11 protein-coding genes and 1 pseudogene are annotated in these 13,439 nt (G+C 63.1%); 10 read left to right on the top strand and 2 right to left on the bottom strand.

Annotated features, from left to right (window positions below; translation table 11 throughout):
- The first annotated feature begins 245 nt into the window (after positions 1-245).
- On the top strand, positions 246-866 hold the full coding sequence (gene rpsD, locus ETW23_RS13920) for a 30S ribosomal protein S4 (RefSeq protein WP_027258072.1): 621 nt from the start codon (positions 246-248) through the stop codon (positions 864-866).
- 150 nt (positions 867-1,016) lie between these two features.
- A complete protein-coding gene (locus ETW23_RS13915; RefSeq protein WP_134830334.1) occupies positions 1,017-1,586 on the top strand; it encodes a PA14 domain-containing protein in 570 nt (189 codons plus the stop codon).
- Positions 1,587-1,669: 83 nt separating this feature from the next.
- Here ETW23_RS13915 and ETW23_RS13910 read toward each other — a convergent pair whose 3' ends face one another.
- Entirely contained in the window at positions 1,670-2,131 is a 462-nt protein-coding gene (locus tag ETW23_RS13910; RefSeq protein WP_129370155.1) for an Lrp/AsnC family transcriptional regulator, read from the bottom strand.
- Positions 2,132-2,236: 105 nt separating this feature from the next.
- Between ETW23_RS13910 and ETW23_RS13905 the strand changes: the two genes are divergently transcribed.
- The 5 genes and pseudogenes from ETW23_RS13905 (at position 2,237) to ETW23_RS13885 (ending at position 8,435) form a co-directional block, all read left to right on the top strand.
- Entirely contained in the window at positions 2,237-3,661 is a 1,425-nt protein-coding gene (locus tag ETW23_RS13905; protein ID WP_134830333.1) for an aminotransferase class V-fold PLP-dependent enzyme, read from the top strand.
- Positions 3,662-3,831: 170 nt separating this feature from the next.
- Positions 3,832-5,478, top strand: a complete 1,647-nt coding sequence (locus ETW23_RS13900; RefSeq protein ID WP_134830332.1) for a peptidoglycan-binding protein — start codon at positions 3,832-3,834, stop codon at positions 5,476-5,478.
- Positions 5,479-5,603: 125 nt separating this feature from the next.
- Positions 5,604-6,688: pseudogene (gene hisC / locus ETW23_RS13895) on the top strand (histidinol-phosphate transaminase).
- A complete protein-coding gene (locus ETW23_RS13890; protein ID WP_134830331.1) occupies positions 6,685-7,617 on the top strand; it encodes a prephenate/arogenate dehydrogenase family protein in 933 nt (310 codons plus the stop codon). The pseudogene hisC and the gene ETW23_RS13890 overlap by 4 nt, the downstream one beginning before the upstream one ends.
- Complete coding sequence (locus ETW23_RS13885; protein WP_254695022.1) at positions 7,614-8,435, top strand: extensin family protein; 822 nt, start codon at positions 7,614-7,616, stop codon at positions 8,433-8,435. Before ETW23_RS13890 ends, ETW23_RS13885 begins: the two co-directional genes overlap by 4 nt.
- A gap of 160 nt (positions 8,436-8,595) precedes the next feature.
- On the opposite strand, the gene ETW23_RS13880 is transcribed toward ETW23_RS13885, so the two are convergent.
- On the bottom strand, positions 8,596-9,594 hold the full coding sequence (locus ETW23_RS13880; RefSeq protein WP_134830330.1) for a DUF2125 domain-containing protein: 999 nt from the start codon (positions 9,592-9,594) through the stop codon (positions 8,596-8,598).
- A gap of 67 nt (positions 9,595-9,661) precedes the next feature.
- On the opposite strand from ETW23_RS13880, the gene ETW23_RS13875 reads away from it, so the two are divergent.
- The 3 genes from ETW23_RS13875 (at position 9,662) to ETW23_RS13865 (ending at position 13,305) form a co-directional block, all read left to right on the top strand.
- Positions 9,662-10,192: a gamma-glutamylcyclotransferase gene (locus ETW23_RS13875; RefSeq protein WP_129370161.1), complete on the top strand. Its 531-nt coding sequence runs from the start codon at positions 9,662-9,664 to the stop codon at positions 10,190-10,192.
- Positions 10,193-10,269: 77 nt separating this feature from the next.
- Positions 10,270-11,460 carry a biopolymer transporter ExbB gene (locus tag ETW23_RS13870; protein ID WP_129370162.1) on the top strand — a complete coding sequence of 397 codons (1,191 nt, stop codon included), beginning with the start codon at positions 10,270-10,272 and terminating at the stop codon, positions 11,458-11,460.
- A 3-nt stretch (positions 11,461-11,463) separates the two neighbouring features.
- Complete coding sequence (locus ETW23_RS13865) at positions 11,464-13,305, top strand: peptidoglycan -binding protein (RefSeq protein ID WP_134830329.1); 1,842 nt, start codon at positions 11,464-11,466, stop codon at positions 13,303-13,305.
- Positions 13,306-13,439: the final 134 nt, after the last annotated feature.

Here is a 13,439-nt window from a genome sequence, read left to right as displayed (position 1 = left end):
CGATGTTGACTCTGTCCCATCCCCCTATATAAGCGCGGCTTCATTGGTGTTGGCGGCCCCCGCAAGGGGATGCCTGTCATGCCTGGATCCTGGATCCGGAGCAAGAGGACAACGCCCTTCGATTGTTGCAGGTGCTCCTGGAGCAGGTGAACACGGACGGTGCAGTGGCGTATGCGATTGCAGCCCGAAAAGTGGGAACCGGTTTTCGGAAATAGCTGCGATGCCATTATAGAAGGAGATCAGCCGTGACCAAACGCACGTCTGCCAAGTACAAAATCGACCGCCGCATGGGCGAAAACATCTGGGGCCGTCCGAAGTCCCCGGTCAACCGCCGCGACTATGGCCCTGGCCAGCACGGTCAGCGCCGCAAGGGCAAACTGTCCGACTTCGGCATCCAGCTGCGCGCCAAGCAGAAGCTCAAGGGCTACTACGGCGACCTGACCGAAAAGCAGTTCCGCCGTATCTACGGCGAAGCCGTGCGTGTGAACGGCGACACCGGTGAAAACCTGATCGGCCTGCTCGAGCGCCGCCTGGACGCCGTTGTCTACCGCGCCAAGTTTGTTGCAACCGTCTTTGCGGCCCGCCAGTTCGTGAACCACGGCCACGTGACCGTGAACGGCAAGCGCGTCAACATCCCGTCCTACCGCGTGAAAGAGGGCGACGTGATCGAAGTCCGCGACAAGTCCAAGCAGATGGTTGCCGTTCTGGAAGCCACTCAGCTGGCCGAGCGCGACGTTCCCGATTACATCGAAGCCGACCACTCCAAGCTGAAAGCGACCTTCGTGCGCACCCCCGGCCTGGGCGACGTGCCGTACCCGGTTCTGATGGAACCGAACCTGGTTGTGGAATTCTACGCCAAGAACTAAGCCTGCTGCCGTTACGGCACATGGCGAAAGGGCTGTCCTGCGGGGCAGCCCTTTTTCGTTTGCAGCATCTCTGCGGCCGTATTGGCAAAACCCGGTAGCCCTGCGCGCCGCCTGCCACTATCCTGCCTGTAAAACGACAGGGAGTGAGTGATGAAAACCCATCTGAAGGCTGCTGCCGCGATTGCAGTCCTGACCGCCGCCTCCGCAGGCGCCGCGCCGCTGAAGCTGGTCCCGGCAGACCCGCAGCCCTCCGGCGTCAAGCCGGGTCTGTCGGTGGTCTACGCCTATCCGCATGATGTGAAGTCTCTGGTTGAGGCCTCCTCGGCGCTGAAAATCTCCAGCGAGCGGGGTCAGCCCATCGCGGGTCTCGACAACCGTGACACAGAGGAGGGGCAGAACACGCTCACTTCCAAACGGGCGCTGAATGTCGTGGCCCGGATCACCGGCTATGTGAAGATTGACCAGCCCGGCATCCACAATATCGACTTCCTTACCAATGACGGGCTGCGCGCCAGGGTCGGCGGCCAGGTGGTGGGCGAATACGACGGCCGCCAGTCCTGCGACAGCACCATCCTGACAGAAGTAGAGGTGCCTTCAGCGGGCTGGTATCCGGTTGATATCCTTTACTTCCAGCGCCTTGGAACTGCCTGTTTGCACATGCGCATGGGGCCGGACGGCAAGCGCCCGAAATGGATGAAGAACAGCGCCTTCGGTCACTGATCCGCTGCTTCTTTCTGGGCGGAAATCCCCCGGGGGAAGCCCGCAGGGCTGGGGCAGCGCCCCCTCTTTGCCAACCCGCCGGGCTACAGCGGCAGCGGGCGTCCCTCGGCGATGGCTTCCATCGCGAAGTAAGACGTCACGCTGTCCAGCTCGACACCTGAAATAAGCCGCTGATACACTTTGTCATAGCTGGCCATGTCCTCGGTCACCACTTTCAGCTGGTAGTCGTAATCACCGCCAATGCGGTGGAAATCCACCACCTCTGGGATCGTCAGCACATGGCGGCGGAACTTTTGCAGCCAGTCTGCCGAATGATGCCGGGTACGCAGCAACACAAAAACCACCAGATCAAGCCCCAGCTGCTTGCGGTCCAGCCGTGCGGTGGACCCTTGCAGCAGCCCGCTGTCGTTCAACGCTTTCAGCCGCCGCCAGCAGGCGTTCTGCGACAGGCCCACCTTGTCGGCCAGCTCCCGTTGCGACAGGCTGGCATCCTGTTGCAGCGCGCGCAGGATGCTTCGGTCAATTTGATCGGCTTGCTTACTCATATTCAGATCATATGACACAAGAATTGCATAAACTACCCAGTATTTGATAAAATTTACGCGCCAGAAACCGTTCATATTGATTGCGGAAGATCACGGAGGCGCGACATGACCCTGGCAGTATTCAAAGAAACGATCCGGCAAGCGGCTCAGGACGGAACCCTTGGCCGCAGCGTGATCGGCGACGGAGTGATGATCCCCGGCCTCGATGGTGAGGTGCCGCTGGTCTATGCCGATTACGTCGCCTCCGGCCGGGCACTGCGCCAGGTTGAGGACTATGTGGCAGCCCAGGTGCTGCCCTTCTATGCCAATTCCCATACCGAGGCTTCTTATTGCGGCACGCAGATGACCCGCCTGCGCCGCGAGGCCCGGGCTGAGATCGCCCGCATGACCGGCGCCACTGGGGATGATGCGGTGATTTTCACCGGATCGGGCGCCACCGCGGGTCTCAACCGGCTGGTCAGCCTGTTCGGCGTGAACGAGGCCACCCGGCCGGTTGTCTTCATCGGCCCCTATGAGCACCACTCCAACATCCTGCCTTGGCGCGAAAGCAAGGCACTGGTGGTGGAAATTCCTGAGGCCGCCGAGGGCGGTGTGGATCTGGCGGTTCTGGAACTCGCCCTGAAGCAGCACGCCGGCAGCGATCTGAAGATCGGCAGCTTCTCGGCGGCTTCCAACGTCACCGGCATCGTGACCGATCCTGATCCCATCAGCCGCCTGCTGCATGCGCACGGCGCACTGGCGGTCTGGGACTATGCCGGCGGCGGCCCGTACCTGCCAATCGACATGGGACAGGGCGGAGCGGCACGTAAGGATGCCGTGGTGGTCTCGCCGCACAAGTTTCCGGGCGGTCCCGGTGCCTCGGGTGTGCTGGTGGTCAACTCAGGCGCGGTGCGCCGCCGCTGCCCGTCCTGGCCGGGCGGGGGGACCGTCAGTTTTGTGTCCCCATGGCAGCACGAATACAGCCTGGACCTGGCGACCCGCGAAGAAGCCGGCACCCCGAATGTGATCGGCGACATCCGCGCAGCGCTGGCATTTCTGGTGAAGGAGGCCGTCGGTCAGGAGCAGATCGAAGCCCGTGAAGCCAGGTTCGCAGACATGGCCTGGGCGGGCTGGACCGGCAATCCGCACCTGCAGATCCTGGGCCACCGCGATGCGCACCGGCTGCCGATCTTCTCCTTTCTGGTTTCGGACGGGGCCGGCAATCCGGTGCATCAGCAGCTGTTCACCCGGATGCTAAGCGACGTCTACGGCATCCAGGCCCGCGGCGGCTGCGCCTGTGCGGGGCCTTATGCACACCGGTTGCTGGGCATTGGCCGGCCGGAGTCGGAAAGGCTGTTTGCCGACTTGAAAGCAGGCGAGGAAATGAAAAAGCCCGGCTGGGTCCGGCTCAACTTCTCATACCTGATGGAGGAGGAGACTGCGCAATACGTCATTGATTGTGTCAACGATCTGACCCAAAGGGCAGAGGAGCTTACGGCCCGTTACAACGTCGATCCGGAAACCGCGCGGTTCAAGGCGCTGGTCGCCTAGACACACACAAACCGGGTGCTTTCCCGGGGCTGGGAAGCACCTCACATACACGTGATATGTAGGTATCGAACCCCAGTATTTAAAGGGGGAATATGCCGGTCAAATCCCCGCGACAGCGGGAAGATGTGCGTGGCACGCTCTAACTGTATTTTATTGATTGGAGTACTGTTATGGCCCTTAAGCTTTCCGCCCCTGTTGGTGACAAGAAACGGATCACCAAACCGGACCCCAAGACTGGCGAGAGCAAATTCAAGCCGGTCAAAAATGCCCCCGCAGATGTCGAGCTGGTCCGCCTGATGCTTAAGGCAAACGGCTATTCCATTGATGTCAGCACCAAATGCGATGCCGGGCTGATCAACACGATCAAGGATTTTCAGAAAAAGAAGCTGGGTTTCAAGAAGCCTGACGGAATTGTCGACCCGGGCATGCGGACCTGGAACGCAGGCCTGCCGAAACTGGCGGCACAGCATTCTGCCGACACCAAAGTGGAGCGGATTGAAGTTGTCGAGAACGGCAAGACCAAGCTGATCACCGTGGCCGAGTTTGAAGCCGGGCAGGAAGAGCTGCGGCGCAAGCTTCTGGCCAAGGCTAACATGATGTACGGCCAGGCGGAATCCTGGGTTGATTTCTGCAACGAGGTGGAAAGCACACGCCAGGGCAACGACACTTTCCTGAACGCATTGACGGAATTTGCTGTCAGCGTTGTCAACGACAAGACCGATCCGCCCTGGACCCCGATCCTGAATGCCCGCTCTGAATCCAGCCTGCTGAAAACGCTGACGAGCAAGAAGAAGCCCGACTGGAAAAAGGTGTACAAACAGGATGTTAAAGCATCCAAAGCCTATAACACCGGCGGCAAGGCGTTTAAGAAATTCATTGATCAGCGGATCGCCACTGCCGGCGGAATTGTCTGGAAGCTGGAAATCGTGCGCGAGGTCTCATTTGCCGTGGTCGAAACCTATATGACCGCCCGGCTGGTGGCGACCAAGGGTATGTCCCCGGCCAAGGCCCACGCCATTGCCGCCGCCAGCACCGAAGCGCTGAAATCCAGCGCCGGCCAGCTGGGCGAGCATCTGGCGGGCAACAAGGTGACCTGGGATGGTGCCGCCAAGAAAGTCTTCATCGACAGCTTTATCGCCGGTCTCGCCGGTGCCGCTGGCGGCAAGCTGACCTCAAAGCTGTCGGCAGGGCTCGCGGATGATCTGGCCAAGGCCGCAGCCTCGAAACTCTCACGCGAGTTTCCCAAAAAGGCGGTCAAGGTATTCTTTGAGAAGTTTCTGAAGTCCAAGGCCGGCGAGGCGATGGTGACCGAGGCGCTGAAGGAAACCATCGGCCTGGCCAAACCCTTGATCGAAAAGGGCCGGCCGCCGAATACCAAGGAAATCAAGGAAAGCATTGCCAAGATCCTGACCGCAGGCATCATGTCGGCAGGTGCCGGCAAGGCATTGGACAAATTCTCCTCCGGCTTCACCGGCGCTGCTGAAAAGTTCCTCAAGACCAAGCTGGCGCCCGCCGCCATGGAAGGCGCGGTGAAGAAGGACCTGATTGCCAAATACGGCACCAAGGCGACCGAGGATTTCATCAAGCTGCACGGCGACGCCATTTATGGCGAGATTGCCAAGCAGATCAGCGGCAAGTCGTTCAGCAAATACGCAGGCGAGGTTCTGACCAGCTCGGACGGGTCGCAATCGGCCTCGACCATGCAGAAACAGGCCAATGAGGCGATGCGCAAGGACATGGAACTGCGCAAGAAGATCCAGAAAATCATCATGGCCGAAGCCAAACGCAAGATGCCCAAGTCGGCAGCGGCGCATTAACGCGGGCCGCACCGTCATTGGGTCTGCTGCTCGGGGGGGGCGGCAGCACAGGGGAAGCGTCATCTTGGTGCTTCCCCAGCAGCCATTGGGCCGCTAGAACGGGCAGGAATTAAGGAGCCCGTATTATGACTCAACTCACGCCGCAGCCCGGTATCATGGACATCGCTCTTTATCAGGGCGGGGCTGCTCATGTGAATGGGGTGAGCAACGTTGTGAAGCTCTCCTCGAACGAAAACCCTCTTGGCCCCAGCCCGCGCGCAATTCAGGCGATGCAGGATGCGGCGGCCGATATGCACCGCTATCCCAGTTCGGACCATGCGGCGCTGCGGCAGGCGATCGGCGAGGTTCACGGGCTGGAGCCGGAGCAGATCATCTGCGGCGCCGGCAGCGACGAGATCATTGCCTTCCTGTGCCAGGCCTATGCCGGCCCGGGCGATGAGGTGCTGTACACCGAACACGGCTTTGCCATGTACCGCATCAGCGCATTGGCCGCCGGTGCGACGCCGGTGGAGGTAAAAGAACGCGAGCGGGTCACCGATGTGGACGCTCTGCTGGCGGGCTGCACCGACCGGACCAGGCTGGTCTTCATTGCGAATCCGAACAACCCCACCGGCACCATGATCAGCGAAGGGGAAGTGGCCCGGCTGGCCGATGGCATCCCGGCGGGGGCCATCTTGGTGCTGGACGGGGCCTATGCCGAATATGTCGAAGGCTTCGATGCCGGGGCTGCCATTGCCAACGCGCGCAGCAACGTCTTCATGACGCGCACTTTCTCCAAGATCTACGGTCTGGGCGGTGCGCGGATCGGCTGGGGCTATGGCCCGCGGGAGATCGTCGGCGTGCTGAACCGGGTGCGTGGCCCGTTCAACGTCTCCAGCACAGCGCTGGCCGGGCCGAGGCCTCGGTGCGGGATGCGGACTACGTGGACAACTGCCGGACCGCGAACGCCAAATGGCGCTCTTGGCTGGCAAATGCCCTCGCTGAACTCGGCGTGCCCTCGGACGTCTCCAGCACCAATTTCATCCTGGCCCGCTTTGCCAGCCAGGCCGAAGCTGAGGCCTGTGACAGTTATCTGCAATCGCAGGGGCTGATCGTGCGCCGGGTGGCGGGATACAACCTGCCGAACGCATTGCGCATCACCATCGGCAACGAAGACGCCTGCCGCCGGGTGGCGCAAGGGGTGAAAGCATTCAAAGAGGCGCAGGCATGAGCAGCCGGAATAACGGGCAGGTCTATGGCCGCGTCGCGCTGATCGGGTTGGGCCTGATTGCGTCTTCAATGTTCTGGGCGATGAAACGCGCAGGGCTGGCGGGCGAGGTCACCGGCTATGCCCGCAGCCTCGAGACCCGCGCAACCGCCCGCAGGATCGGCCTGTGCGACCGGGTTTGCGACAGCGCGCAGGAGGCCGTGAAAGAAGCTGACCTGGTGGTGCTCTGCGTGCCGGTTGGCGCCATGGGTCCGGTGATGGAAGACATCGCCCCGCTGCTGAAACCCGGCGCCACGGTGTCGGACGTGGGCTCGGTCAAACGCCACGTGATCGACGCCGTGCTGCCCCATATCCCCCAAGGTGTGCATTTCGTGCCCGCCCACCCGCTGGCCGGGACTGAACATTCCGGCCCGGAATCCGGTTTTGCTGAGCTGTTCGACAACCGCTGGTCGCTGCTGGTCCCGGTTGAGGGCACCGATCCCGCAGCCACCGCCCGCCTGCGGGCCCTGTGGGAAGGCATGGGCGCCAATGTTGATGAGATGGACGCCGACCACCACGACCTGGTGCTGGCCGTCACCTCGCATACACCGCATCTGATTGCCTATACGATGGTCGGCGTCGCCGACGACCTGCGCCGGGTGACCGACAGCGAGGTGATCAAGTATTCCGCCGCTGGTTTTCGCGACTTCACCCGGATTGCCGCCTCGGATCCGACCATGTGGCGCGATGTGTTCCTGACCAACAAGGACGCCACGCTGGAAATCCTGGGCCGCTTCACCGAGGAGCTGTTTGCCCTGCAGCGCGCCATCCGCACCGGCGACGGCGACCATCTGCACGATTACTTCACCCGCACCCGCGCGATCCGCCGCGGCATCATCGAGGCCGGCCAGGACACCGATGCGCCGGACTTTGGCCGGGGGCAAAAGAAGTGATCCGCGCGGGCGCCTTGCTGCTGGCAACGATGCTTGGCGGTGCCGCGCTGGCCGCTGCTCCGGATACCTCGCTTGCGCCGCCTGCGCGCCCGCAGGCTGATGCGGGCTTAGAGGCGGCTGGCATAGTCAATTCGCGGGAATTACGCCCGGTTTCGCGCCCGCAATCGGAACAGATCCTGGCGGCAGCAGCCCGCCCCGCAGATCTGCCGCTGCTGGGGCCGGCATCATCGCTGCTGCCCTTTGCACGGCCGGACAGCCTGGCAGAGCAGGTGCTGTTCAAGCGCCGCAAGCGGCGCAAGGGGTCGGTCTGCGGCGATATTGATATCCAGGGCGATAGTGTCGGCCACGTCTCGGGCACGCTGCCCGGCTGCGGCGCCAAGGATGCGGTGCGGGTACGCGAAATTGCCGGGGTGCGCCTCAGCCAGGCCTCGCTGATGACCTGCAACACCGCCCGCGCGCTGAAGACATGGATCAACCGCGAGGTCGAAACCGCCTTCGGTCGCCGAAACAAGGTGGTCTCCCTGCGCGTTGCCGCGCATTATGCGTGCCGCACCCGCAACAACCGTCCCGGTGCAAAGATATCGGAACATGGCAAAGGACGGGCCATCGATATCTCCGGTTTCACCCTGGCCAGCGGCGAGACGGTGACGGTGCTGAAAGGCTGGCAGAACCGCAAGACCCGCAAGGCGCTGAAAAAAATCTGGCGCGCAGCCTGCGGACCCTTCGGCACCGTTCTGGGGCCAGAGGCCGACCGCTATCACCGCGACCATTTCCACCTCGATGTAGCGCGCCACCGCGGCGGGTCGTATTGCCGCTAGCGGTGTGCTCCCGCGCCTGAAAGTGCCCAGGGGCACATTGCAACCTTGGGCCGGGCGCGCTGCGCGCGCAAAAAATTCATGCTGAGAAACGCCTCAGGGGCTGGTTTTTCCTTTGCCTGTAATTGGCCAGCGGGGTGGTTCGTGACAGGCGGATCCGCGGTCAGCGGATAATCAGCCGCGGGGCGCGGCCCAGGGGCAGGGGGCCAAGTGTCACATAGCCGCCGGAAAAGCCCAGCGTGATGTCCAGGTTCCGCGGGTTGCCGCTTGTTTCTGCCAGGAGGCTCAGCACGCGCTCGACAGAGCTGCGCAGGCTGGGAGGCAGCGCGCCGCTGCGTTCCGCCATCAGCACCAGCCCGCGCCAGTTTTCCGCCTGCAGCGCAATCCCGCCCTCCGGCAGACCCTGCGCGTCCACTGCCAGCGTCCCGGCGGCCTTCAGCCGCAGATCGCCCCAGCGGGCCTCGGCCAGTTTCAGATCGATCCGGCGCGGCTGCGGCCGCCGCTGTTCCAGTGCGGCCCGGTCCCAGGGCGCGTCAAACTCAACCGTCAGGTCCAATGCCAGCGTGTCAAACCGTTCCGGCAGCGCCGAGCTGGCCGCCAGCAGCCGCCGCCAGGCGGCGCGGGGGGCGAAATCAGGGGCTTCTGCCGTAATCCGGTAGATCGCAGGCCTGTCCGACTGCACCATGCGCAGGTCCAGTGACGCGCCGCTCAGCACCGCCTCTCCGCTTCGGGCGATCTGCCACGGGGCCGAGATCAGCGCCAGTTCCTCCATTTCCAGCGCCGCACCCGGCGCCAGATGCAGGCTGGCTTGCAGGCCCTGGGCCGTGATCACCGCGGTCCGGTCGAAATAGGACAGCCGCTGGGCCGAGGCCGGGAAGTGCAGGTCCAGCTTGCCCGGCCAGACAGCAGGGCTTGCCAGGTCCAGCCAGTCTGCCCGCCAGGCGGTGCCGGTGCCAGGATCAGCCAGCGCCGGGCGGCTGATCCTGGTTAAATGGCGGATAGGGTAGCCGCTGGTTTCAAGTGCAGAAAACTCAGCCTGCCAGCCCCGCCGCTCTTGCTCGGCAAACCAGGCCGCGATGCCGCTGCGCAGCCCCCAGGCCGCCGCCGCCCAATACAGGCTCCACACCATCAGGGCGGCAATCAGCAGTTTTGCCAGGCGCATCGGTTAGCCTCTTTTGTCCGGATCAGGATTGCTGTTTATAGAGGGGGAGCAGAAAGGGCCAGACAACATGACTATGTGGGTTTTCGGATACGGATCGCTTCTTTGGAACCCCGGCTTCCCGGTGGCCCGCCGCGAGGTGGCGGTGCTGCATGGCTATGCGCGGTCGTTCTGCATGACCTCGATCCACCACCGCGGCACTGAGGATCATCCCGGCCTGGTGCTGGCGCTGGACGAAACCGAAGGGGCCAACTGCAAAGGGCTGGCGCTGTCGGTCGAAGCCGGTCACGAGGAGCAGACCCTGGCAGAGCTGCGCGAGCGCGAGCTGATCTCCTCGGCCTACTTGGAGCGTGATCTGGAAGTGGAACTGGCGGACGGCAGCCTTGTCACCGCCGTCACCTATGTGATCGACCCGCACCATGTGCAGTATTGCGGCGGTCTGAGCCTCGAAAAACAGGCGCAGATGATTGCCCATGCGGTGGGCGGGCGCGGTCCCAACACCGAATACCTCTATAACACTGCTGAGCATCTGGCGGAGATCGGCCTGCATGACAGCGACTTGGACTGGCTGGCGGGCCGGGTGCGGGACATCACCGCATAAAGCCTTGGCGCTTTTGACACTTTGCTTATAGGCTGCGAACCAAATAAGAGCAGTCAACGTGTCAGGAGCCAACCAATATGGCGCAGCCAGACCGCAAAACCCGGCCGCAGTTTTCCCAGCCGGTGCGGCAGATCATCATGATGCTGATCGCACTGGGATTGTCCGGTTTTGGCGCCTTTGTCGCCTTGCCGCGGGTGCTGCCGGTGTTCGAGGCCAACCCTTGGCTGAACGGCTTTATCGTCTTTGTCTTTGTGATCGGGGTGCTGGCCTGTTTCTGGCAGGTGGTGCAGCTTATCGGCTCGGTGCGCTGGATTGAACGCTTTGCATTCGGCGATACTTCGGATGAGCGCCGGACGCCGTCAATGCTGGCGCCCTTGGCTTCGCTGCTGCGCTCGCGCGGGGCGCGGATGCAGCTGGGATCGGCCTCGACACAGTCCATTCTGGACTCTGTCGCCAACCGCATCGATGAAGACCGGGAAATTACCCGGTATATCGTCAACCTGCTGATTTTCCTTGGCCTTTTGGGCACCTTCTATGGTCTCGCTACTACGGTTCCTGCCGTGGTCGATACCATCCGCAGCCTGGCTCCGCAGGAAGGCGAAGAGGGGCTGTCTGTCTTCAATCGCCTGATGACCGGACTGGAGGCGCAGCTGGGCGGCATGGGTGTCGCCTTTGCCTCCTCGCTCCTGGGACTGGCTGGCTCGCTGATCGTCGGCCTGCTGGAACTGTTCGCGGGCCACGGCCAGAACCGGTTCTACCGTGAGCTGGAGGAATGGCTGTCTTCGATCACCCGGGTCAGCTTCTCCTCCGGCGAGGACGGCGCCGGCGACAGCGGTGTCGTCTCCCAAGTGCTCGACAACATGGCCGAGCAGATGGACGCGCTGCAGGCGATGTTTGCCGAAACCTCCGAAGGCCGCGCAGCGGTGGATCAAAAGCTGGGCGATCTGGTGGAAACCATTCAGGAGATGAACCGCCGCCAGGAGCAGACCGGCACAGTCACCGCAGCATTGGACCGGGTGGCCGTCGGGCAGGAAGCCCTGACCGAGATCCTGCGCGCCCATAGCGAACAGGGCGGTATCGACGCCGAAAGCCGGATGCGGCTGCGCTCGATCGACGTGCAGATGCTGCGCATCCTCGAGGAAATCTCGGCCGGCCGCCAGGAAAGCCTGAGCGAGCTGCGTAAGGACATCGACCTGTTGGTCAGGGCCTTCGCCCGTCCGCGCGGCTTGTCCCGCGGCGGTGGTGCGGGCCGGGACGCGGGGGATTAACCGATGGCCCTTTCCCGGCGCACAGGGCAGCGATTCCAAGCCTCGATCTGGCCGGGGTTTGTCGATGCGATGACCGGGCTTCTCTTGGTGCTGATGTTTGTTCTGACCATCTTTATGGTGGTGCAATTTGTCCTGCGCGAGACGATTACCGGCCAGGAAAGCCAGCTGGATGAGCTGTCTGCGGAGGTGAGCGCGCTGGCCTCGGCCCTGGGTCTGGAGGAGCGTGAGAACAGCCAGTTGAACGCCCGGCTTGGGGCGCTGACGTCAACCCTCAATACTGCTGAACAGGATCTGGATCAGGCGCGCAGCCTGATCACCTCCCTGACTGCGGACCGTGACCGGCAGGCAGGTGAACTGGCCGCGGCCGCCAGCCGGATCACCAGTTTTGAGGCACAGGTGGCGGCCCTGATCGCCAGCCGCGATGCCGCCCGGACGCGGGTCGCGGATCTGAGCGCCGAACGCGCAGACCTGGAGGCCGCGCGCGCGGAATTGTTGAGCGAACAAGAGGCCCTGAACCTGGCCCTGTCGCAAGCCCGCGGCGAGATTGATCTGCAGGCGGAGGCCGCCCGGCTGGCGGCGGCACAGCGCGAGGCGATGGAAGCACTGATCGCCAGCCTTGAGGCCGAGGGCAGCGAGCAAACAACCCGGATTTCCGAATTGCAGGATCAGCTGGGCGATGAAGAAGCCGCCCGTCTGGTTGAGGCCGCCGCCGCCGAAGCCCTGCGGGACAGGCTGCAGAATGCCGACGCCGAACTCACAGCAATGACATTGGCCTTGGAGGCGCAACGCCAGGAGGCGGAGGATACGCTGACCCTGCTGGCCGCCGCTGAAACTGCCAGGACACAGCTGGACGTGCAACTGTCTGAACTGGAGGCCGCCCGCGCCGGATCTGATGCGGAGGCCGGGAAGCTGGCGGCAGAACTGGCCGAAGCCAAGGCCGCTTTGGCTGCTGCAGAGATCCAAGCCGGGGAGCTGGACGTTCTGCGTCAGCGGCTGCTTGCGGCTGTCACCGCACAGCAGAGCGCAGAAGGCAGCGCCACTGAGCAATTGAGCCTGGCCGAAGAACGCGCAGCCCTATTGGCGCAGGCGCGTTCGGCCTTGTCTGAGGAACAGGCCATTTCCGAAGAGGCCCGCCGTGAAACCGCGCTGCTGAACCAGCAGGTGGCGGCCCTGCGTGAACAGCTGGGCGGCCTGCAGGCCATTCTGGACGTCTACCAGGGCCGGGATGCCGCCCAGCAGGTGCAGTTGCAGAACCTGGGCCAGGATCTGAACGCAGCACTGGCCCGTGCCGCTTCGGAAGAGCGCAAGCGGCGGCTGCTGGAAGAGCAGGAGCGCAAGCGGCTGGAAGCCGAAGCCGCGGCCCTCGCCAGCAAGGCGCAGGATCTGGAACGTTACCGTTCGGAATTCTTTGGCCGGTTGCGGGATTTGCTGGGCACCCAAGAGGGTGTGCGCATCCAGGGCGACCGCTTCGTCTTTGCCTCCGAAGTGCTGTTTGCACCGGGCAGCGCCACTCTTTCACCTGCGGGGCGGGTCGAAATTGCCAAGGTGGTTTCAATTCTGCAAAGCGTCGTGGCAGCGATCCCGCAGGAGATTAACTGGGTTATCCGGGTGGATGGCCATACCGACACTTCGCCGTTGCTGGGACATCCGAAATTCACTGACAATTGGGAGCTTAGCCAGGGCCGGGCGCTTTCGGTGGTGCGTTATATGGTCGAGGCGCTTGGGGTGCCGCCGTCGCGGCTGGCGGCCAATGGGTTTGGAGAATATCAGCCGGTGAATCCGGCGGACACTGCCGAAGCGCGCGCCCAGAACCGGCGGATTGAGCTGAAGTTCACTGAAAAATAGGCGAAAACGCAGTTGAGGAGGAGGAGTATGTGCTGCGCCGGGGGCATCCGGTAAGCTGCGCGTTTTGCCGGGCCTTCGGTGGCCTGCAGGGTGCAACCCGCTTCACTAATGGAGACAAGCAACTAGTTACGCAC

Origin of the sequence: Leisingera sp. NJS201 (assembly GCF_004535885.1) — a bacterium.
Lineage (GTDB): Bacteria > Pseudomonadota > Alphaproteobacteria > Rhodobacterales > Rhodobacteraceae > Leisingera.
This window is presented reverse-complemented; position numbering and strand designations above follow the sequence as displayed.